The organism is Hoyosella altamirensis (assembly GCF_014191505.1).
GTDB classification, from domain to species: domain Bacteria; phylum Actinomycetota; class Actinomycetes; order Mycobacteriales; family Mycobacteriaceae; genus Hoyosella; species Hoyosella altamirensis.
On the sequence record NZ_JACHWS010000005.1, the window covers coordinates 146,835 to 166,878 of the forward strand.

Consider the following 20,044-nt stretch of genomic DNA (forward strand, 5'->3'; position numbering starts at 1 on the left):
AGAATCGTTGACCACACAGATAATCATGGTGGTTGTCGAACGATTCCGCACAACGCGCGTCACGTAGTGGGACGCGCGGACCGGCCCCGTATGTGTGAGATGGCAGACACCTGGCTGCCTACGCTGCCGAGCGTCGAGCGCGCGACGCGGCCCGCACCAGCGGCACGCCGACGCACTTCCCCGAGCGCGGCGGGACGGTCGGGGGCGTCATCTTCGAGCCAGCCAGCGAGCTGCCCTTCACGCGCCTGCGCGAAATGGTCAAGATCATCACGCAATCCTGATACGGCTTTCCGGAGTTTGGCGGCCGCTCCCCACCTCGGCACATCGCGCATCCTGATTGCACCGGCACCCGCGAGCTGCTCCCTGATCGCTCGCACGACATCGCTGTCCCGATCTCTGTGCTCTTGCAACTGTTGCTGCACCGACTTCAGGATCGGTTCCAGGTGCTGAGGTTCGTCCGCCCGCACTCGTTCCGTGCGCAACTGCTGCCACACATACACAGATTCTTCAGCCACAGCGAGAAGCTGGAGTGTTTCGCCCAGCCGATTCTCGACGGCCGCGGCGCCGAGGTGCCGGGCGCGAGTCGAAACCGGCGCATCACCGGGAACCGAATCCAGAGTTCGGCTCGCATGAGCACGGAGTCGTTCCACCGTGACTTCCAGCATCGGCCCCAGCGGGGCCATAGCCTCCCAGTCAGCCGATGCGAGCACTCCTGACTCGTCCACCGTATCCAGGAGGCGACACAAACTGCGATGGTGACCAATGACGTCACCGGCGCGTGAGGCCTGCGCGAGCGCGAGGACACTGTCCGCTGCGCTCCCCACCCGCTCCACCGCGCTTTCGGTGTCCCGCACGGCCGTCCGCAGCGACATCAGCGAATAGATCAGCTGCGCACTGAGGACGCTTTTAGGGCTCAGCATCGACGCCACCCAGTGCAGATGCGCGGACCGGATCGCATTGGCACCTTTAATCGCTGTCCGGAAGATTCCGCTGCCTGAGGGAAGCACTCCACGCGCAGCCAGTACCTCGCGCGCATCCGGAGCAACTTTGACGAACACAGCTGTCCGCCTGGCCAGGGGCCTTGAGCCTGTGACGGCAGGCAGCAGACGGGCTGGGACTGCGACAGCGGAGGCAGCGCCCAGCGATTCACCAATTACCCTGCTAGTGAAGCCCTCAACTTCGGATTCCCGGCCGGACACGAGATAGCCTTCCGGGCCGGACACTACCTCGAGTGACCGCCGGAGTACCGCATCCTTGCGCTCAGCGACAACGTGCTTGAGCGCGTCCGCGCGCCCCATAAGTCGATCATGCCCCACTCACGTATGCCGGGTCGACGTTCGGGTAAGAATCGGACTTCCCTGAGGTGACGTCAAAACAAGGTCAAAGCCGGTAAGGGAGCCGCCAATCGCTGATTATCGCCGGCGCGCGGCCCGTCATCGGCGGATGATCTCTTCGCCCCGAGGCGATGCTTCCGTACGAGGGGTGCGACGCGCGCACGCAGCCACTCCTGGTAGGCGGTACTGGCGTAGGCGCCACGCCCGTATACCGCGCGATACCTTCGGATCAGCGCTGGGTGATGTTCGCCGAGCCAATTCATGAACACATCCCGCGTACTCCCCCGCAGGTGCATGGGAAGAACGGTGACTTTCGTCGCTCCCGCTTCAGACAAGGCGCCGAGCAGGTCATCGAGTTGCTGCGCCGAATCAGTCAGATACGGAATCACGGGAGCGATCATCACGCCACACGGCATACCTGCCTCACGAATCGCCCGGATCAGGGAGAGTCGCGCACGTGGTGTGGGGGTGCCCGGCTCCACTGATTGCTGCAGGTCCTCGTCCATCATTGCCAATGACACCCCGAGGCTGACATCAACATGCCGCGAAACGGCGGTCAGTAGCGGCAGGTCACGGCGCAGTAGCGTGCCCTTCGTCAGCACAGAGAACGGAGTCCCGGACTCGGCCAGGGCAGAGATAATCCCCGGCATCAGCTTGTACCGGCCTTCGGCTCGCTGATAGGGGTCGGTGTTCGTCCCGAGTGCTACGTTTTCACGCCGCCACGACGCTCGCCGGAGTTCTCGCCGCAAAACTGGCACGATGTTCGTCTTGACGACGATCTCACTATCGAAATCGCTGCCTGCACTGAGATCGAGATACTCGTGCGTCGGCCGCGCGAAGCAGTACTTGCACTGATGTGTGCAGCCACGTGTGGGGTTAACCGTCCAGCGAAATGGCATTGCCGATTCCGCTGGGACCCGGTTGAGCGCGGACTTACACAAGACCTCATGGAACGTCACACCGTCGAACTCTGGTGACCGGATACTGCGCACCAAACCAGCCCGTGTCAGCCCAGGCAGCGCACCGTCGTCAACTGCCACCGACTGAGCATCCCACCTCATCCGCCGATTCGAACATGCGTTCTACTCGGTGTCAAGAAGGCTGACCAGATCGTCCTCTGTGAGCGCAACTCTGCCGCTCTTCGCATGCTGCTCAGCGCGGTTAACCGCACGATACAAAGGGCGCTCGGTAAGTCCCGCACCGCGTGCTTCTGCTCGGAGGTGTTCGACAAGTACCCGCGATACGGTGGCAGCGTTGATCGATTCACTCATCGCAAGGACGTCAGCGAGACGGCGCATCGCCATCACATCGAGTTCAGCTCCCCGGTCGGATCCGTAAAGCGCGAGCAGCACCGTGACAGTGGTCTGACGATCCTGCAAAGCCAAGTGGACCTGCCGAAAGCGCCCCGGCTGCACTGTCAGCTCCGCGCGCTGAAGCCCCCCAGTCTCCACTCCCTTTGTCGTGACGCTGCGAGAATAGACGGTGCGGCCATCCAGCCAGCAAGCCCGGCGGGCCGCGAGCAGCGCACCCAAGCCTGGCGGTCCGCCGATTCCCACGCCTACAAGGACAGCAATCCATGTTTCAGTCATGAGTGAGACGAGCAGCGCCACCACGATGCCGACGCTGAAACAGACCATCGCGACGCGCCGCAGTTTCGGCACAACAACATCGCGACGTACTAGATCCAGCGCAATGGGTGGCTGAGTTTGTTCTGGCCGGTCACTCACGGGTCGCCACCACCTCGTCGCCCACCGCGGTGAGCGGGATCGGCCGCTGTTCACCCGTGCGGAGATCTTTGAGCCCGACCACACCCTCAGCGAGGTCACGATCACCCAGAACAAGCGCGACGCGTGCGCCGGATTTGTCTGCGGCTTTCATCGAGCCCTTGAGCCCTCGCCCGCCGTACGCGATGTCGACCGCGATACCGGCGGCACGCAGTTCATGGGCGAGGACGACCATGCGTTCGCGGGCCGCCTGCCCGAGAGGCACGCCGTACACCTCACACCGCGAAAGGGTGGCCGCCGTAACGTTCTCTGCCCCCAGCGCGAGGACCGTCCGGTCGACACCAATACCGAACCCGATGCCGGAGAGTGCTTGTCCGCCGAGTTCCGCCATCAACCCGTCGTAGCGCCCGCCGCCGCCGATTCCGGACTGCGATCCCAGCCCATCGTGAACGAATTCGAACGTCGTCTTCGTGTAGTAGTCGAGGCCGCGGACCATCCTCGGGTTGATTACGTACTCCACACCCAGCCGGTCAAGATGGCCGAGAACCTCATCGAAATGAGCCTTGGCGCTATCCGAGAGGTAATCCAGCATGAGCGGGGCCCCAGCCGTCATTTCTTTGACGTGCGGCCGCTTGTCATCAAGGACACGCAACGGATTCAGGCGGGCTCGTTCACGAGTCTCCTCGTCGAGATCAAGCCCGAAAAGGAACTCCTGGAGGCGTTCACGGTACTGAGGGCGGCACGTGTCATCTCCAAGAGAGGTCAGTTCGAGCCGGAACCCCGTCAGTCCCAGACTGCGGAAACCCTGGTCGGCGATTGCAATCACCTCAGCGTCAAGTGCAGGGTCATCCACGCCTATCGCCTCGATGCCGACCTGCTGAAGCTGGCGGTATCGCCCTGCCTGAGGACGCTCATACCGGAAGAACGGACCCGCGTAGCTCAGCTTCACGGGAAGCTGACCGCGGTCGAGTCCATGTTCGATTACCGCGCGCATCACTCCGGCGGTGCCCTCCGGCCGCAGCGTCACGGATCTGTCGCCACGGTCAGCAAAGGTGTACATCTCCTTCGACACCACATCCGTGGACTCCCCCACACCGCGCGCAAACAGCGCGGTATCTTCGAAAATCGGGAGTTCTATATGCCCGTACCCGGCAAGTCTCGCAGTGCGGAGCAACCCGTCGCGTACCGCAAGGAATTCCGCTGATGCGGGCGGCACGTAGTCAGGCACCCCTTTAGGGGCGGAGAATCTTGTTGTCACGTTCGCTCGTTCGACTTTCTGCTGCTACCGGATGTCCTGTAAGAACGGGTTGGCAGCCCGTTCACGGCCAATGGTCGAGGTGTCGCCGTGCCCAGGCAGGATCATAGTGTCGTCACCTAGCGGCAGAAGTTTATCCGCGATCGACGCCAGAAGCTGCTCATGGCTGCCGCCGGGCAAGTCGGACCTGCCAACCGAGCCGGCAAAAAGGGTGTCACCCGTGAACGCGATCTGTCGCGAACCCTCCCCAGTCTCCACCTGCACGCGCGCCACTACCGAACCGCGAGTATGCCCCGGCGTGTGGTCAATCGCGAACTCAATGCCGGCAAGCTCGATCTTCTCACCGTCAGTGAGATCCTTCACCGTGCCCGGCTCTGTGAAATCCGAATCTTGCACGAATCCACTGAGCTGCGGCCCGAGACCAACCGACGGCGTGGCCAGCATTTCACGGTCGTCGGGATGAATGAACGCCGGAATGCCATACTCGTCGCACAGAGGCTGAGCGGTCCATGTGTGATCAAGATGTCCATGCGTGAGCAAGACAGCCACAGGTTCGCACGAGTGTTGCGAAAAAACCTGCTTCAGTGGCTCCAAAGCCTCTTGGCCAGGATCGATGACGACGCACTCGGCTTTGTCGTCGAGCGCGACCACATAACAGTTCGTCTGGAACATCCCGGCGGGGAAACCCATCACACGCACACGCCACTCCTAGCTTTTGCTGCATCCATAGACCTTTTGGGCCCGGTTGGTCTGACTTCTCAGGGTAGGCGGCTAGCCTGTCAAGCGGTAATTCCGCCTATGAGGGAGGTTATGCGTCGGTGTCGTCGAACCAGGAGCGCAGAGAGGCCGCCAAGCAGAAGCTCGAGCGCCAGCTGAAGGAACGCGCTGAGCACGATCGGCGAAGAAAACAACTCACCATCGCCGCGGCAGTTGGAGGTGTCGTACTCGTTGCGGGCGCTGCAGTCGCGGTCTTCGCTGTTACACGCGGCGATGACGCCGACGTTGCGGCAGAGGATGAGATCACCAATCTCACCGACGAACAGGACCCGTTCGAAGCACCCGAACCCGAGCCGCTGCCCGAAGCGCGGTCTGAGGCGCTACCTCCTACCGTTGACTGCGATTACGCTGAATCCCCCATGGAGGCGGCGCGGGAGGCCGAGCTGCCACCCGCGAGCGACGTTCCCACCGAGGGCACTGTTGATGTCACCCTGGAGATGAGTGGTGGCCCAGTCACGCTCACACTTGACCGTGCGAAGTCGCCGTGCACCGTCAACAGCTTCGTGAGCCTCGCCGAACAGGGGTACTACAACGACACCGAGTGCCATCGCCTGACCACGGGCGGGATCTTCGTACTGCAGTGCGGGGACCCATCCGCATCCGGCGCTGGAGGGCCCGGATACAGCTTCGCCGACGAGTTCCCCGCCGACCAGTACGAGTCCCCAGAAGAGATCATGTACGCGCAGACGGTTTACGCCCGGGGTACCGTGGCGATGGCCAACGCGGGACCCGGCACGAACGGCAGCCAGTTCTTCCTCGTCTACGACGAGTCACCGCTGCCTCCTGCCTACAACGTTTTCGGCACGATCGACGACGAAGGCTTGCGCGTTATCGACGAAGTCGCGGAGGGTGGTGCGCCAGGCAACGATGGTCCGCCCAACAACCCCGCCGACATCGCAACAGTGACCGTAAGAGGATGAGCACACCATGAAGCGAGCACGTCGAGTGGCCGCCGCCATCGTGGCTCCAGCGTTGCTGCTGACCGCGTGCTCAGGCGACGACAGCGACAATGCTGATGCCACCGGCGTGCCCGCTAGCCCCTTCGCGGGAGAGGCGCCTGCCAACGAGACTGCCAATCTCGATGCTGAACCGTTCGATGTCAGCGGCCCTCGCACAGATCAACTTCCTGAGCGAGTGGACTGCACCTACGATCGCGCCGGGAACTCAGCGCGGCCGGTCTCGCTTCCGCCCGATTCTGCGATTCCCGCTACCGGAGTTATCAGCGCAAGGATCGAGCTTCGCGAGGGCGTGGTCGAACTGTCGCTCGACCGCGCCAAGTCCCCGTGCGCAGTCAATAGCTTTGTCAGCCTGGCCGAGCAGGACTATTTCACGAGCACTATCTGCCATCGGCTGACCACACGCGGAATCTTCACGCTGCAGTGCGGGGACCCGACCGGAACTGGCACCGGTGGGCCGGGGTATGCGTTCGCCAACGAGTTCCCCACCGACCAGCTCGCCGCAGACAGCGGCGAAGCGGAGGTCACCACTGTCTATCCACGCGGCACGGTGGCGATGCGAGATCAGGGCACAGGCAACAACGGCAGCCAGTTCTTCATCGTCTACGACGACTCACCGCTCCCGCCTGTTTACACCGTCTTCGGCACAGTTGATGACGGTCTCTCACTCATCGAAGACATCGCTGCCGAGGGAACAACTCCTGAGCATCAGGGGGCGCCGCGGCAGACCGTGCAGATTATGAGCATCCAGATCGGCTCGTGAGCCTGGCTCCCAGCGATAGAAATGTAGTTGGTAGCGGCATCGGTCGCGAACAACAACTCCTTCTTCTCGCCACCGGTGCCACCGGTGCCACCGGTGCCACCGGTGCTTAGGTTGCTGACGTGACGCGGTAGACGTCGTATACGCCCTCGACATTCCGGACCACGTTCAAAACATGGCCCAGGTGCTTCGGGTCACCCATTTCGAACGTAAACCGGCTGATCGCGACGCGGTCGCCAGACGTTGTCACCGACGCCGACAAGATGTTCACCTTCTCGTCAGCGAGAGCTTTGGTGACATCAGAAAGCAGGCGGTGACGGTCGAGCGCTTCAATCTGGATTGCCACCAGGAACATCGAATGTGGTGAAGGCGCCCAGCGGACGTCGATCAGCCGCTCGGACTCAGTGCGCAATGACGACGCGTTCGTGCAGTCGGTCCGATGCACACTGACACCGCCGCCGCGGGTAACAAACCCCATGATGTCGTCGCCGGGAACAGGAGTGCAGCACTTCGCCAGCTTGACAAGGATGCCCGTCGCTCCAGGCACCTCAACGCCAACATCGCCGGCTGTCCTCCGATGCCGCTTCGGCGTTGACGACGGAGTTGCTCGCTCAGCAAGTTCCTCCTCCGCGTCGTCGACGCCACCGAATTGCGCGACCAGACGCTGCACGACGTGCTGCGCGGAAACATGATGTTCGCCGACCGCCGCATACAGCGCGTCGACATCCTGATACCGCAGCTCCCGCGCCGTCGCGGCCATCAGATCGCCGCTCAGAATCCGCTGCAACGGAAGGCCGCTGCGACGCACTTCTTTCGCGATGGCATCTTTGCCCGCTTCGAGTGCCTCTTCGCGACGTTCCTTCGCGAACCACTGCCGAATTTTCGTCTTCGCGCGTGGTGAGACGACGAACGTCTGCCAGTCGCGACTCGGACCGGCATTCTCAGCTTTCGAGGTGAAGATCTCGACTACCTCGCCGTTGTCGAGATTGCGCTCGAGCGGCACAAGCCGTCCGTTCACACGCGCACCGATACACCGATGCCCGACCTCCGTATGCACCGCGTACGCGAAATCCACAGGCGTAGACCCGACAGGCAAGGTGACGACATCGCCCTTCGGGGTGAACACGAAGATCTCCTTGAGCGCGAGATCGTAGCGCAGCGATTCCAGGAACTCCCCCGGGTCCGCTGCTTCCCGCTGCCAGTCGAGGAGCTGCCGCATCCAGGCGATGTCGTCTACCTCGGTGGCATCGTTCGAATGCTTCCCTTTAGTCTCCTTATACCGCCAGTGCGCAGCGATTCCGTACTCCGCCGTGCGGTGCATCTCGTGCGTCCGGATCTGCACCTCGAGCGGCTTACCCTCGGGGCCGACGACCGTGGTGTGCAGCGACTGATACACCCCATATCTCGGCTGGGCGATGTAATCCTTGAATCGCTGAGCCATCGGCTGCCAGAGCGAATGGACAACGCCGACGGCCGCATAGCATCCGCGTACCTCATCGCAGAGCACCCGAATTCCGACGAGATCGTGAATCTCGTCGAAGTCCTTACCTTTGACGATCATTTTCTGATAGATCGACCAGTAGTGCTTGGGACGGCCTTCGACAACCGCGTTGAGTTTGGCCGCAGATAATGCGTCGTCGATCTGCTTGCGTACCTTCTCCAGGTAAATATCGCGGGACGGTGCGCGATCAGCAACCAGCCGGACGATCTCCTCATAACGCTTCGGATGCAAGATCGCGAACGCGAGGTCCTCGAGTTCCCACTTCACGGTGGCCATACCAAGCCGGTGTGCCAGCGGAGCGATCACTTCGAGGGTCTCCCGAGCCTTTCGCGCCTGCTTCTCCGGCGGCAGGAATCGCATTGTTCGCATGTTGTGCAACCGGTCAGCGACCTTGATGACGAGCACACGAGGATCACGCGCCATCGCGATGATCATTTTCCGAATCGTTTCTGCCTCTGCCGCAGAACCGAGCACGACTTTGTCAAGCTTGGTGACGCCGTCAACGAGGTGCGCGACTTCCTCACCGAAGTCCTCACGCAATTGTTCGAGGCTGTAACCCGTATCTTCGACGGTGTCGTGCAGGAGCGCCGCTATGAGAGTCGTGGTGTCCATGCCGAGTTCGGCAAGAATGGACGCCACGGCGAGCGGATGCGTGATGTACGGATCGCCAGACTTACGGACCTGCTCGGAATGTTTCGACTCAGCGACGTCGTAGGCGCGCTGCAATGTGGCCAGCGGGGCTTTCGGGTAAAACTCACGGTGAATCGCGACCAGCGGCTCGAGTACTGGCTTCACTCCCACGCTTCGGCCTGCGGTCATGCGCCGCGCTAGGCGTGCCCGGACGCGTCGTGACGCCGACGTAGGGGCACTTACTACAGGTGGTGCCGGGCTGGGGGGCGGAACCGGAGACGGACCGCTCCCTCCGCTTACGCTGGCGTCCCGCTCCGGTCGTGATTCGCTCACAGATGCGCTGGAGCCCGAGCTAATGTCGGCTCGCGTCGATCCGGAATCCTGACCCACACGATCACCTCCCGCGCGTTCGTCAGCCGTCACTCGTAGGCGCCTGGCTTACGCATCGATGTCTTATCACTCTCATGCAACTCTAAACCTCACTGGAGCGACAGTGCTGTCAGTGGTACCCCTCCGAGAAGATCGCGGCCCCGGAGCTGCGCAATTTCGACCACCACCGCAGCTGCAACGACCTCGGCACCGGCGCTTCTCAGTAGATCCACGGCAGCGCACAGCGTCCCACCCGTCGCGAGAACGTCGTCGATCACGAGCACGCGGCGCCCCTCGAACGCTATGCCGGTGGCGGGGATCTCGAGAGCAGCGTTGCCGTATTCGAGGGTGTACTCACGACTGTGCACGGGAGGCGGTAACTTCCCTGCCTTGCGGACCGCCAGCACACCAGTGCCGAGCATCAGGGCAACACCGGAGCCGAGCAGGAAGCCGCGGGAGTCGATACCGGCGACGAGATCGACCTCGCCGGTCGCTGGAGCGCCCACCGCCTCCGCCAGTCCCTTCACGATGGCACGCAAACCCGCTGGATCCGCAAAAACCGGGGTGAGGTCGGCGAATGTCACGCCCGGCTGAGGAAAGTCCGGCACTGTGCGTGTGAGATGGGCGACGTAGTCCGCCGCCGACTCATCAGCAATCATCGGTCGCACCGTGGCTTCATGGGTTCACTCCCGCACCCACTTGTCCATGTTCCATCCCGCACCTGCCTTGGACCCGTTCGGAACAACACCGACAACTGCATCGTCGTGGGCGGTCACGCGCGGCTGCACGGCCAGCGGTACGGAGGGAAGTTCGCCCCACATGATTCGTTCGGCCTCTGCAAGCCTCTCGTAGCGGGCATCCTGCTGCCCTGTAACTGCGAGTTCGGCGATAACCCCGTCCAGCGCCTCGAAGCTGAACGCACCGATATTGAGCGGGCTTCGCGAATGCAGGGTAACCAGCTGGGCGCCTGCAGACCGCAGTCCACCGGGACCCTGAATTCCACCGCTGCCGCCAACCACAATGTCGACCTCGCCTGCCCGTATTGCCTCGCTGGGATTGAACGCAGGAGAACTCACGTTTTGCACGATGATGCCCGCTTCGCTGCACGTGCGTGCGAGAAACGAAACGATCTCCTCGCGGCGCCGGTCAGGCCCCGTATACCCGACCCGGATACGCGCCCCGTCAAGTTCCGGGAACGCGCGCGCCGCCTCGATATCGGGCTGCAGATAGGCCTGCTGGGCGGGGCCCGCGATGAAGTCGTACCCTGCCGCGCCAACCGGAACTACACGCGAACTCGCGACTGGTCCGTACCGCTCGCTGAGATCAGCGTGATCCTCATACAGCGGCGCCACGATGTCGTCAGCGATGCGCTGACGCGGGATACACGCCGTGAACGCGCGTCGCGCATCGACATTGCCGAAGATGCCCCTGGTGTTGAAGATCAACTGCTCGTTATTCAGCGATGGCACCAATTGTTCGGTGAAACCGCCGAGGTCTAGCCCCGCGACGGATCCCGCTCCGACATCAACCACATGAGCATCATCCCGAGCGACCGCGTCACGAATCTCCCTGCCGGTCCACACCGCAATTCTCGGTGTCCTTGGCGGGTCGCCCCACCACTGCGGATTGCGCTCCAGAATCAGACCATTCTCTTCGGAGAACGACTCGATCATGTACGGCCCTGACGAGGGATACAGGGAGAGATCCAGCTCCCCGGGCTCGAGTGTCCACCCGTTGTTCCAGAACTCCGCGAGCCGCCCGAGTGCGTCAAGATCTTCAGAGGCCACTGCCCCAACAATGTCCGGTACGTCGGCCGCACGGCCTGCCACATGGGCAGGCATCACGGTGGTCGCGGAAAACAGCTCCCGCCAATCTGTGAAGGGGCGCCCCTCACGCAGTTCCACGCGTGCCTGTTTCGTCCCCGGCTCGCACCCGACGTTCTCGATGTCGGCGAAGCCCCAGTCGCTGGCTGCGTCAAAAAGGGGACGCGTCTCTTCTGATTCAGGATCGTCCACGGTGAAACGGCCACTTCCCGCAGCCCATGCCAGCACGAGGTCGTCACACGTGATGGGCTCGCCGTCAGAGAAGACCGCTTCGTCGCGAATCGTCACCTGGAATGTGAATGCTTCGCCCGGTATCTGCTCGATAGTCCCGAAGTCGCGGTCTTCGAGCGGCGCACCGTCCGGACCGGGATAACTCAATCCAGTGAGAACACGACCAAATATGGCTGGGCCCGCAGACAGAGCGCCAGTGACCGTATTCGCGTTGTATGTCGTGATGGGCGCGTCAACGGCGTAGCCGAGCGTGACTTCACGCAGCGGATCCGAGGTTGCACAACTCGCCAGGCTGCCCGTGGTCGCCGCCACAGCAAGGCTAGCGATCCCCACTTTCGTCCACCGCATTCTGGACCGTCCGCTCATTCCCGGCCATCCTTCCAGGACAGATCTGTCACCGCTTCCGCTTGCCTGTGGGCCGGGCTCCTGGGCTGGGGGCACGGCCGCGGCGCCCACCTGGAGTGATGCCCTCTGCCGGTGGTGACGCTTCTTCACCACTGACAGTTCCGCTCGCGCTTTCCGAAGCCCCGGACGGAACCGGATTTCCGGTGACCGCAGGGCCAGTGCCCACAGTCGCTGCAGCGAGAGCACCAGTACGTTCAGCACGCTTCTCCATCACCCGGCTGGTGTGCTCTTTGATTTCTTCCGTTCGCTGTTTCATCCAAACCAGTAGCGGAGTTGCGAAGAAGATCGAGGAGTAGGTTCCGACGAGGACACCGACGAGCTGCACGAGCGCCAGATCCTTCAGTGTGCCCACACCGAGCATCCAGACCGCCACGATCATCAACGATGCGATGGGCAAGACGCTGACAAGAGATGTGTTGAAGGAACGCATCAGGGTCTGGTTCACGCCGAGATTGGCCTGCTCAGCGTAGGTTCGCCGCGTTGTCTGGGTAACGCCGCGCGTGTTTTCCTGAACCTTGTCGAACACAACGACCGTGTCGTACAGCGAATAACCCAAGATTGTCAGCAAACCGATGATGGTTGCCGGGCTGACCTCGAAACCGACAATCGCGTAAACCCCGGCCGTTACAGTCAGGTCAAAGGTCACGGCGGCCATCGCCGCAAGCGACATGTACCACTCGAATCGCAGCGCGATATACCCACATACGATCACGAAGAAGACGATTAGCGCAATGATCGCCTGCTCAGTGACCTGGTCGCCCCATGTTTCGCTGACTCCCGCGACGCTGATCGCGTTGATGTTCGGTGTTCCAGTTTCGTCTAACGGCTGGAACGCCTCAAACAACGCCCGCTGTACGGCCTGGATCTGCGGCTCCTCAAGAGCTTCGGACCGGATCTGGATCGACGCGGTGGCACCTGTTCCTACGACCTGAGAGGTCGTAGGAGAAATTCCCAGCGTGTCAGTGAAGACCTCTTCCGCTTCTTGCACACTTACCTGACCAGCAGGGAAGTCAACCCGCGTTCCACCGGCGAAATCAATGCCGAAGGTGAAGCCACGGATGAGGATCCCCGCGATCGATATGGCCACGATTGCGCCAGCAATCAGGAAAAAAAGGTTCTTGCGCCCGACAATGTTGAACGCACCTGTACCGGTGTAGAGGCCGTAGAAGAAGCCGTGGCGTGGAAGCTCATCGGGCCGGGGCGCCCCGGGCGGTACCGGGGCCGATGACGTGGCCGCATCGGGACTGGTCATTGCTGCGCCTCCTTCGACGCACTCGGTGCCTCCGCAAGCGCCGCACGCTCACGTGCGACTTGAGTGATTGCACCAAGCCCATTGAAACGGGGGTTGGAAAGGAGCTTCGACTTGGTCGCCAGGGCCAGAATCGGATACGTGACCATGAACACCACTACCAGGTCAAGAATGGTGACAAGGCCTAGCGCGAACGCGAAACCCTTCACCTGTCCCACAGCGAGGGCGTACAGAATCGCCGCAGCGATGAAAGACACAGCATTACCGGTCAGAATTGTGCGGCGGGCCCGCTGCCAGCCCCGCTCCACCGCGGAACGGAAACTTCGGCCCTCCCGCATCTCGTCCTTTATCCGTTCGAAAAAGACGATGAACGAGTCGGCCGTCATACCGATACCGATGATGAAGCCAGCGATCGCAGCGAGATCCAGCGTGAAGTTCACGTATCTGCCTAGCAGCACCAGAACGCCGTAGACAATCATGCCGGCAAGCGCCAGTGAAAGCGCTGCGACGACGCCGAGCAGGCGATAGTAGAGGAGCGAGTACAGCAGCACAGCGACCATCGCGATTGCCCCCGCGATAAGCCCTGCCTCCAGGGAGGCAAGGCCGAGAGTTGCCGAGACCGTCACCGCCTGTGATGAGTCGAACGACAGCGGGAGCGCACCGTAGCGAAGCTGGTTCGCGAGGTCGCGAACTTCCTGCTGCGTGAAGTTCCCGGAAATCGAGGTTGCACTGCCTGCGGGGGTTGGTTCCCGAATGACGGGCGCGCTCACCACCGCAGTGTCAAGCACAAATGCAGCCTGCTGCCCAACGTTTTCTCGCGTGAATGTCGCCCAGTCGCGGCCAGCATCGCCGCCGAACCGGAACGAGACCTCCCAGCGCGCCTGCTGCTGGTTGTAACCATCAGTCACGCTGCCGCTGTCGATGTCTTCACCCTCGATGAGGACCGGACCGAGCAGGTAAACCATCGTCCCGTCGTTGCTGCACGTCACGAGCGGACGGTCCGGAAGATCGTTGCCGGCCAGAATGTCCGTCGGGGCGCACTCGTGCGTGGTGAGAGCCTCCTGCTGCACCTCGGGATCGTCGCTCTGCCTCAGATCACGAGCTTCGCTTATCTGCGCGGCGAGTTCGTCCGGATCGAGAACCTCCGAAACAGGCTCACTATCGTCGTCCGCAGCGCCTTCTTCCTCGTCGCCTTCACCTGGCGCATCTGGGGCAGGCTGCGATCCAATGACCGGGCGCACGAACATTCGCGCGGTCTCACCGAGAGTTCGCGCCTGAGCGCCGTCCTGCCCGGGAACGGTGATAACGAGGTTGTCGCCATCGACAATTACCTCGGAGCCCGCGACACCGAGCCCATCGATTCGGGTCGAAATGATCTGCTGGGCCTGTCGGAGCGCGTCCTCGCTTGGCCTCGACCCGTCCGGGGTGATCGCAGTGAGCACGACACGCGTACCGCCCTGGAGATCAACGCCTAGGCGCGGGGTCGCTCCACGGTCACCGGTGAAGAGGATCAGGGTGTAACACAGTACAAAAAGAACTCCGAAGGCGCTCAGCACCCGGAGAGGGTATTTCCGTCTACTCGACGATGCCACGAACGATTCTCCTTGAAAGTGACCGGCTCATGCCGGTCACGGGTGCCGGGTTACTGCCTGCCGGGTTCGGGTCCTCGCTGATTGAAACCCTCGGGCGCATTACCCTCGGGTGAACCCAGACCCGTGTCAGGGCCGGCGGAGGAATCATCAGTTCCGGTCTGCTCGGAGGTGTCACCCAGTTCGTCCGTGTCCTCCGACACGATGTCGCGTACCACCACCCGCAGCCAAGTCGTCACTACGCCTGGAGCGATTTCTAGGTCGACTGTGGTGTCCGCTATTGCCACGACATCGCCGTACATGCCGGACGTGGTCATGACACGGTCACCGATCGTGAGCGCGTCCTGCAGGGACCTCTGGCGGTCGACTTCCTTCTTCTGCCGCCGCACCGAGAGAAACAGTGGAACGAGTAGCAGGAGCACGAGAAGCGGCAGGAGCAGTTCCATCAGTGTGTCAATCCTTGAGTCGAGGTATGCGTGATCAGGCGCTGCTCGCCCGACCAGTACACCAGTGTGCCATCAACAGTGGCCGATGCCGAGTTATCACGGCTCACAGGTCATCAGAGTCGAAAAGCGAAATTGTCTCTTCCTTCTGACGCACCGCGATCCCCGCGATCGCGGTGTCGGCAGGAGGCACAAGTCCCAGATGCTCCCACGCCGTCACCGTCGCGACACGGCCACGGGGTGTGCGCGCGAGCATACCCGCTCGCACTAGGTATGGTTCACACACCTCTTCGACCGTCGCTGGCTCTTCACCAACCGCTACGGCAAGGGTGGCTGCACCAACCGGTCCGCCGTTGAAGCTTCGCACCAGCGCCTGCAGTACCGCTCTGTCGAGTCGGTCAAGGCCAAGGTCATCGACGTCGTACACCGCGAGCGCGGCACGCGCTACATCAAGCGAAACAATGCCGTCAGCGCGCACCTCTGCATAATCGCGGACCCGCCGCAGGAGCCGGTTAGCGATTCGTGGTGTGCCACGTGACCTGCGGGCGATCTCTGCGCCCGCATCGTCTTGGAGGCTGACGCCCAGAATTCGTGCCGAGCGCATGAGGATGCTCTGCAACTCCCACGGTTCGTAGAAATCCATGTGCCCGGTGAATCCGAAGCGATCGCGCAGCGGCCCCGTCAGTGCGCCGGACCTCGTTGTCGCGCCGACAAGCGTGAACGGTGCGATTTCCAGCGGGATCGACGTAGCGCCTGGCCCCTTCCCGACAACAACATCGACTCTGAAGTCTTCCATCGCCAGGTAGAGCATTTCTTCGGCCGGCCTGGAGATTCGGTGAATTTCGTCAATGAACAGAACATCGCCTTCGACGAGGTTGCTGAGCATCGCAGCGAGATCGCCGGGGCGCTCGAGCGCCGGTCCTGAGGTCAGCCGCAGCGAGGTCCCGAGTTCAGCGGCGATGATCATCGCGAGGCTGGTTTTTCCCAAGCCCGGCGGGCCAGACAGCAAGATATGGTCGGGGGCGGACCCGCGCTGCTTCGCGCCCGACAGGACAAGATCTAGCTGTTCCCGAACCTTTGGCTGGCCGGTAAAGTCGCGGAGACTCTTAGGGCGCAGACTGCCTTCAACATCATTGTCGCCCTCGACGAGACTCGACGACATCGGGATATCTGGGTCATCTGCTGCCGCGGTCATTTCTTCTTCCCCAGGGAAGCGAGAGCGGTCCGCAGCAGGGCTGAGTTAGACGCATCGGGCTGCAACTGCGCCGCCTCTGCCGTCGCCTCTTCGGCCTGCGCTGCGCTGAATCCCAGCCCGACAAGCGCTTCAGCCACCTGGTCTCGCACAACGCTACTGTCTCGCGGGCCCACGACCGGCGTATCCGAAGCACCCGTGTGCATGGGCCCAACTTTATCGCGGAGATCGACGACTAGCCGCTCAGCCACCCGCTTGCCAACCCCAGGGACCCGGGTCAGTGCCCGGACATCGCCCTCCGCCAGAGCTGCGCGCAGTGACTGTGGTTCGAGCACCGCAAGCACAGCCATGGCCAGCCGCGGTCCCACCCCGGTTACTGTCTGCAGCAAAGTGAACAACTCACGGGATTCTTCGTCAGGAAACCCGTAAAGCGTCATCGAGTCTTCGCGAACCACCATCGTGGTTAGCAGGCGGGCTTCCGAACCTCTTGACAGCGTTGACAGCGTCCCCGGAGTCGCGTTGATGCGGTACCCCACGCCAGCAGCTTCGAGGACAGCGTGATCGAGACCGATAGAAAGCACCGGTCCCCGGATCGAGGCAATCATTTCGTTCCCCTGGCTTTGCTATGGCTGACTTTCTTCTGGCTGACTTTCTTCTGGGCGCGCCGCTCTGCAGCCAGGCGGGCCTGGTATTTCTTGCGTGCGGCAGCCGCCAGTGCCTCAGCTTGTGCCATTCGGTCGAGCATAGGCGCGCGCCAGCAGTGACAGATTGCCAGCGCAAGTGCATCAGCCGCATCGGCGGGCCGTGGCGGTGTGGGCAATTCGAGGATCCTGGTCACCATCGCGATGACCTGTTCCTTCCCGGCGGACCCGTTTCCGGTTACTGCCGACTTCACCTGACTCGGTGTGTGAAACGCAACCGGGATGCCGCGTCGCGCTGCCGCCAGGGCGACAACTCCCCCGGCCTGCGCTGTCCCCATGACAGAACTGACGTTGTGCTGGGAAAAGACACGCTCGATCGCCACAACAGCGGGCCGGTACAGATCCATCCATTCCTCTGCCGCGGTGGCAATCCGCAACAGGCGCGCGGACAGTTCAAGGTCAGGCGGGGTTCGCACGACATCAACTGCGATCGGCGTAACCTGCCGGCCACTGCCGGAGTCAACGATGCCTAGGCCGCACCGGGTCAGGCCCGGGTCAACCCCCATGACGCGCATCCCACCTCCACGACTTCCCCAGCCACTAGCGAACATTCGTTCGATAGCGTATCGGAGACCAGCCTTGAAAACGCGACGCAACGCCTAGGGTGACATCGGGTCGTTACTCTTCGAGTTGCTCAAGCACCTCGTCTGATACATCCACGTTCGAGTACACGTTCTGCACGTCGTCGCAGTCTTCAAGAGCGTCGATCAGCTTGAAGACCTTCCTGGCGCCGTCGACGTCGACGGCCACGCTCACGGAGGGCTGGAAACTGAGCTCTGCCGAATCGTATTCAATTGCGTCTTGCTGAAGCGCGGAGCGCACCGCAACCAGATCCCCTGGTTCTGAAACGACCTCGAAGCTGTCACCGAGGTCGTTGACTTCCTCTGCACCCGCCTCGAGCACCGCCATGAGAACATCGTCTTCGGTGCGGTCCCCTTTCTCGAGGACGACAACACCTTTGCGTGAGAAAAGGTAGGCCACAGATCCAGGGTCAGCCATGTTGCCACCGTTGCGGCTCATGGCGGTACGCACTTCACCGGCAGCGCGATTGCGGTTGTCTGTGAGACATTCGATCAGCACTGCTACGCCGTTCGGACCATAGCCTTCGTACATGATGGTTTGCCAGTCTGCACCGCCGGCTTCCTCGCCGGAACCGCGTTTACGCGCCCGCTCAATGTTGTCATTGGGCACTGACGCCTTCTTCGCCTTCTGTATCGCGTCGAAGAGCGTAGGGTTGCCAGCTGGATCACCGCCGCCCGTACGTGCGGCTACCTCGACGTTCTTGACCAGCTTGGCAAACAGCTTGCCACGCTTCGCGTCGATCGCGGCCTTTTTGTGCTTCGTGGTGGCCCATTTGGAGTGGCCGCTCATCCTGGCGCATCCCTTCCGGCGTTCGTGCTTCTCCCCGAGTTCCTGTGGCACCAGAGAGTAAGCGGAGTTCTTCAGTCAGCCGATGTTACCCGCTGTTAAGGGTAGAGCCACGGACCGTCTGTACGAACAAGTCATGTATTCGCAGATCCCCGGTCACCTCCGGATGGAATGACGTAGCGATTACCGCGTTTTCGCGCACCGCCACGATGCGCCCTTGCGCGGGGCCCGCCTCAACTCTGGCAAGCACCTCGACATCGGGGCCGACACGCTCAACCCACGGCGCGCGAATGAACACAGCCCGAACAGGTCCGCCCTCGATTCCGTCGATGTGCAGGTCCTCTTCGAATGAATCGACCTGACGGCCGAAGGCATTGCGCCGCACCGTGATATCAAGGGCATCCAGGTGCTGCGCATCCGGTCGCGTGTCGAGGATTTCACTCGCCAGCATGATCATTCCGGCGCACGAGCCGAAAGCGGGGAGCCCTTCCTTCAGCCGTGAGCGCAGCGGGTCGAGGAGTTCGAAAGCAGTGAGCAGCCGACTCATCGTGGTGGATTCACCACCCGGAATCACCAGGCCGTCGATGGCATCGATTTCTTCTCGGCGGCGCAGACCAATCGCACGGGCACCGCACGCCTCAACGGCGGCTATGTGCTCGCGGAAATCGCCTTGCAGCGCAAGTACGCCTATCAACGGTGTGGACATCACCGAGCCAGGATAGTCGTCCATAGAGAGTGGCCTGCCTCACATGTGACGGCCAGAACCAATGCCTACCGCGAAACCGTTTGCCCACCTCCGAGCGACATCGCCTCAGGCGGTCGAAATTGTCGCTCGAAGGTGGGCAAACGGTTATAAGCGCTGGAATCTGCCGACGGTCATCCCTGCTCTTGGAGCCAGCGCGTGAGGCCCTCCTGGACCACCGCGGCGACCATATTGCCCCGCGCGTCGAATATCCGGCCTTGCGTCAGCGACCGGCCAGACCCCGAAAACGGCGACGTCTGGTCATAGAGAAGCCACTCGTCCGCCCGGAATGGCTGGAAGAACCACATCGCGTGGTCGAGGGACGCCATCTGGACCTTTACACCACGGTGAGGAACCAGCGCTGAACCAAGAAGCATCATGTCGCTCATGTAGGCGAGCGTGCAGACGTGGGTGGTTTGGTCGTCGGGCAACGGTGCCCGATACCGCATCCACACTCGCTGTTGAGCAGCCAGGCGCGGATGCATTTCGGTCTGGTCAACCGGGATAATGCGCAAGTCCCAATTCGACCACTCCTTCAGCTCCCAGCGATCACGGAACTCTGCCGCGTCAGCTGAGTCGGGCAGATCATCCGCTTTGGGCACCGGAGGCATCTCATCCATATGCTCGGGGCCCTTGTCACCGCGATGAAACGAGGCTGACATCACGAAGATGATCTCGCCGTCCTGAAGCGCATTAACTCTGCGAGTGCAGAACGAGCGACCTTCCCTGATTCGCTCCACCCGGTACACGGTCGGGATCTTCGGCTTTCCCGGCCGCAAAAAGTATGCGTGAAGTGAATGCACGGTGTACTCAGGATCGACAGTGCGCACAGCTGAGATCAGCGACTGCCCAGCCACCTGCCCACCGAACGTCCGCTGGAGTATCGTTTCGATCGGCGCGCCACGGTAGATGTCGCGGTCGATCTGCTCGAGCTCTAGGACTTCTTCAATCCTCGCCATGTACTCGCGCTCCCGTCAGTGAAGTTTTCCTGGGCA

19 protein-coding genes are annotated in these 20,044 nt (G+C 62.1%); 2 read left to right on the forward strand and 17 right to left on the reverse strand.

The genetic code is table 11. The features are described from left to right. Positions 1-59: 59 nt before the first annotated feature. The 5 genes from FHU29_RS21710 to FHU29_RS21730 form a co-directional block, all read right to left on the reverse strand. Positions 60-1,298 carry a hypothetical protein gene (locus tag FHU29_RS21710; RefSeq protein WP_064438747.1) on the reverse strand — a complete coding sequence of 413 codons (1,239 nt, stop codon included), beginning with the start codon at positions 1,296-1,298 and terminating at the stop codon, positions 60-62. Positions 1,299-1,369: 71 nt separating this feature from the next. Then, positions 1,370-2,395: an Rv2578c family radical SAM protein gene (locus FHU29_RS21715; RefSeq protein WP_064438746.1), complete on the reverse strand. Its 1,026-nt coding sequence runs from the start codon at positions 2,393-2,395 to the stop codon at positions 1,370-1,372. Positions 2,396-2,416: 21 nt separating this feature from the next. Continuing rightward, positions 2,417-3,061: a hypothetical protein gene (locus tag FHU29_RS21720; RefSeq protein WP_064438745.1), complete on the reverse strand. Its 645-nt coding sequence runs from the start codon at positions 3,059-3,061 to the stop codon at positions 2,417-2,419. Beyond that, positions 3,054-4,316 carry a histidine--tRNA ligase gene (hisS, locus tag FHU29_RS21725; RefSeq protein WP_064438744.1) on the reverse strand — a complete coding sequence of 421 codons (1,263 nt, stop codon included), beginning with the start codon at positions 4,314-4,316 and terminating at the stop codon, positions 3,054-3,056. Before hisS ends, FHU29_RS21720 begins: the two co-directional genes overlap by 8 nt. Positions 4,317-4,340: 24 nt before the next feature. After that, positions 4,341-5,012 carry an MBL fold metallo-hydrolase gene (locus FHU29_RS21730; protein WP_064438743.1) on the reverse strand — a complete coding sequence of 224 codons (672 nt, stop codon included), beginning with the start codon at positions 5,010-5,012 and terminating at the stop codon, positions 4,341-4,343. Between the two features lie 119 nt (positions 5,013-5,131). Here FHU29_RS21730 and FHU29_RS21735 point away from each other — a divergent pair, with 119 nt between their 5' ends. Both FHU29_RS21735 and FHU29_RS21740 read left to right on the forward strand, forming a co-directional pair. After that, positions 5,132-6,010 (forward strand): peptidylprolyl isomerase, encoded by an 879-nt coding sequence (locus tag FHU29_RS21735; RefSeq protein WP_064438742.1) that lies wholly within the window; start codon positions 5,132-5,134, stop codon positions 6,008-6,010. A gap of 7 nt (positions 6,011-6,017) precedes the next feature. Then, a complete protein-coding gene (locus FHU29_RS21740; protein WP_083962097.1) occupies positions 6,018-6,809 on the forward strand; it encodes a peptidylprolyl isomerase in 792 nt (263 codons plus the stop codon). 106 nt (positions 6,810-6,915) lie between these two features. Here the strand turns inward: FHU29_RS21740 and FHU29_RS21745 are convergent, their stop codons facing one another. The 12 genes from FHU29_RS21745 to FHU29_RS21800 form a co-directional block, all read right to left on the reverse strand. Continuing rightward, the gene (locus FHU29_RS21745; protein ID WP_074390733.1) at positions 6,916-9,270 is read right to left on the reverse strand and encodes a RelA/SpoT family protein; all 2,355 of its coding nucleotides are present in this window, start codon (positions 9,268-9,270) and stop codon (positions 6,916-6,918) included. 146 nt (positions 9,271-9,416) lie between these two features. Next, positions 9,417-9,965, reverse strand: a complete 549-nt coding sequence (locus FHU29_RS21750) for an adenine phosphoribosyltransferase (protein ID WP_064438740.1) — start codon at positions 9,963-9,965, stop codon at positions 9,417-9,419. Between the two features lie 24 nt (positions 9,966-9,989). Further along, a complete protein-coding gene (locus FHU29_RS21755; protein WP_064438739.1) occupies positions 9,990-11,726 on the reverse strand; it encodes an ABC transporter substrate-binding protein in 1,737 nt (578 codons plus the stop codon). Positions 11,727-11,754: 28 nt separating this feature from the next. Further along, positions 11,755-13,017 carry a protein translocase subunit SecF gene (secF, locus tag FHU29_RS21760; RefSeq protein ID WP_064438738.1) on the reverse strand — a complete coding sequence of 421 codons (1,263 nt, stop codon included), beginning with the start codon at positions 13,015-13,017 and terminating at the stop codon, positions 11,755-11,757. Beyond that, complete coding sequence (gene secD, locus FHU29_RS21765) at positions 13,014-14,606, reverse strand: protein translocase subunit SecD (protein WP_064438737.1); 1,593 nt, start codon at positions 14,604-14,606, stop codon at positions 13,014-13,016. Before secD ends, secF begins: the two co-directional genes overlap by 4 nt. A gap of 50 nt (positions 14,607-14,656) precedes the next feature. After that, positions 14,657-15,049: a preprotein translocase subunit YajC gene (yajC, locus tag FHU29_RS21770; RefSeq protein WP_064438736.1), complete on the reverse strand. Its 393-nt coding sequence runs from the start codon at positions 15,047-15,049 to the stop codon at positions 14,657-14,659. A gap of 103 nt (positions 15,050-15,152) precedes the next feature. Continuing rightward, a complete protein-coding gene (gene ruvB, locus FHU29_RS21775) occupies positions 15,153-16,241 on the reverse strand; it encodes a Holliday junction branch migration DNA helicase RuvB (protein WP_064438735.1) in 1,089 nt (362 codons plus the stop codon). After that, positions 16,238-16,843 (reverse strand): Holliday junction branch migration protein RuvA, encoded by a 606-nt coding sequence (gene ruvA / locus FHU29_RS21780; RefSeq protein ID WP_064438734.1) that lies wholly within the window; start codon positions 16,841-16,843, stop codon positions 16,238-16,240. Before ruvA ends, ruvB begins: the two co-directional genes overlap by 4 nt. Further along, the gene (gene ruvC, locus FHU29_RS21785; RefSeq protein WP_064438733.1) at positions 16,840-17,454 is read right to left on the reverse strand and encodes a crossover junction endodeoxyribonuclease RuvC; all 615 of its coding nucleotides are present in this window, start codon (positions 17,452-17,454) and stop codon (positions 16,840-16,842) included. Before ruvC ends, ruvA begins: the two co-directional genes overlap by 4 nt. A 103-nt stretch (positions 17,455-17,557) precedes the next feature. Then, positions 17,558-18,310, reverse strand: a complete 753-nt coding sequence (locus FHU29_RS21790) for a YebC/PmpR family DNA-binding transcriptional regulator (RefSeq protein ID WP_064438732.1) — start codon at positions 18,308-18,310, stop codon at positions 17,558-17,560. Between the two features lie 85 nt (positions 18,311-18,395). After that, positions 18,396-19,013 carry a pyridoxal 5'-phosphate synthase glutaminase subunit PdxT gene (gene pdxT / locus FHU29_RS21795; RefSeq protein ID WP_064439079.1) on the reverse strand — a complete coding sequence of 206 codons (618 nt, stop codon included), beginning with the start codon at positions 19,011-19,013 and terminating at the stop codon, positions 18,396-18,398. A gap of 170 nt (positions 19,014-19,183) precedes the next feature. Further along, positions 19,184-20,008 (reverse strand): acyl-CoA thioesterase, encoded by an 825-nt coding sequence (locus tag FHU29_RS21800; RefSeq protein WP_064438731.1) that lies wholly within the window; start codon positions 20,006-20,008, stop codon positions 19,184-19,186. Positions 20,009-20,044 lie beyond the last annotated feature (36 nt).